Source organism: Bartonella sp. CE47NXGY (assembly GCF_042195415.1).
GTDB lineage: Bacteria > Pseudomonadota > Alphaproteobacteria > Rhizobiales > Rhizobiaceae > Bartonella.
On record NZ_JBHIOI010000130.1, the window covers coordinates 1 to 1,555 of the forward strand.

3 protein-coding genes are annotated in these 1,555 nt (G+C 39.0%); all 3 read right to left on the reverse strand.

All coding sequences use genetic code 11. The features are described 5' to 3' along the window. Nucleotides 1-3: 3 nt before the first annotated feature. A complete protein-coding gene (locus ACFIL3_RS10100; RefSeq protein ID WP_375682219.1) occupies nucleotides 4-291 on the reverse strand; it encodes a type IV secretion protein VblB7 in 288 nt (95 codons plus the stop codon). Between the two features lies 1 nt (nucleotide 292). Then, on the reverse strand, nucleotides 293-1,234 hold the full coding sequence (locus tag ACFIL3_RS10105) for a type IV secretion system protein (protein WP_375682220.1): 942 nt from the start codon (nucleotides 1,232-1,234) through the stop codon (nucleotides 293-295). Between the two features lie 36 nt (nucleotides 1,235-1,270). Further along, the coding region (locus tag ACFIL3_RS10110; RefSeq protein WP_375682221.1) for a hypothetical protein at nucleotides 1,271-1,555 on the reverse strand (285 nt) is incomplete at its 5' end.

A 1,555-nucleotide genomic window follows, 5' to 3' on the forward strand; every position in this document is an offset into this window, starting at 1 on the left:
CTTTCATGCTTTTTGCCCGCAATTTTTGTAAGATTTGATTTCTTCATCCGTTAATTTTTGTGCCAGAAGCATTTCCAATTTGCCCTCTTTCATGGTGGAGGGTGTGTTGTTACTGATGATAATGGGTGTGGGCGTGGGTTTTTTCCCTTCCCAATTCCACATTGATCTGTTGAGTGGACGTTTAGAATATCCATCACACTTTGGGAGTGACTTCAGTGTGTTTGGTGAAGACATACAGCCACTGAGAAAGAGAAATGGTAAGATAATCCCAATTTTTTTAAATTCCCGCATTTTAACTTAGACCTTTTTTTAATAGTGATGTTAATTTTTTAACGCCCTTCGCTATCGTGTTGGCTGTTGCTTTAGCAGCTTTACCTGTTAGTTGAGCCGTTGTTTTAGCAACTGGTCCTGATCCTGTAAGAGAAGCCCCCCCAGAGGCTAAAGCTGATGCGATATCAGGGAGTCTGAGGAAAAGAAAAATACCACCAAGACCAACAACCAAGAATTGAATTAAAGTAGTGAAGATATTGTCAATACCTCTTGAAAAAACGTTCATTGAAATGTTAACATATAAACCACCAAGCAGCACGACTAACACATATAAAATGATGAAGTTTGCAACTTGCCCTAACCATGCTTCTGTGAATTTTCTGGTTGAGGAAAACATATAGAGGCTTATGAAGAGTGGTCCTATTGATAGGACAAGAAATGATCCCAGTTTAGCAAATAATGAAACAACAAAACCGACTAGACAAAAAAAGGCAGCAACTACTAGGCAGATAAAACCAGCAATCCATGTCGCAATAAACATCCCCATTTGAGTCAGACCCGTGTACTGGTTTGCTGCGTCCAAAACCTGTGCTCCAGCTTGGTTCATCATATTATCCCATACATTTCGATCCACATGTGCTCCTTGTGTGACATTTGCAATGGCATTCGGCAGATCATGGAAAAATATACCACTGACCCACTCATTATAAAGAGCAGCGTTTGTAGCAAGTGCAACAATGATGCCCAGTTTGAAAGTTGTCGCTATAAACTCCCACAGTGGCATGGAAGAACGCCCATAGATGATATTGTAGCCCATAAATATAATATAGATTGTACAAGACAGCTTAAGCGGAGCACTTAAAGACGATGAGAGATTGTGAATGACTTTACCCATTGTCTCTGTGAGGGGCTCCATTAACATATCATCTATATCAGTAAATATGCCTTTGGTTATTATTGCCATTTAGATGCTCCACTCTTCATTGTATATTTTTATAATTTAATTGTTATTTTGTTCTTCTGCCGCGCGCTCTTTCGCTCTTCGTTCTTCCTCAGCACGCTCTTTTGCTCTTTGTTCAGCAAGGAATTTTTGATTCTCTTCTCTCATTTTTTTAATTCTGGCTCTCATTTCAGCTTTCAATTTTTCCATTGATTTGCGATTTTCTTCGTCAATTTTACGACTTCTTTCTGCTGCTTTTGCTTCATACTCTTTCTGAAGTTCTAAAAATGCTAACCGCATGTTTTCACAATTTTTTGAAGTTCCTGCAAATCCACATTTCGCATC

Coding starts and splice junctions, on each gene's coding strand:
- ACFIL3_RS10100 (WP_375682219.1), bottom strand. CDS start 291: ATGCGGGAATTTAAAAAAATTGGGATTATCTTACCATTTCTCTTTCTC.
- ACFIL3_RS10105 (WP_375682220.1), bottom strand. CDS start 1,234: ATGGCAATAATAACCAAAGGCATATTTACTGATATAGATGATATGTTA.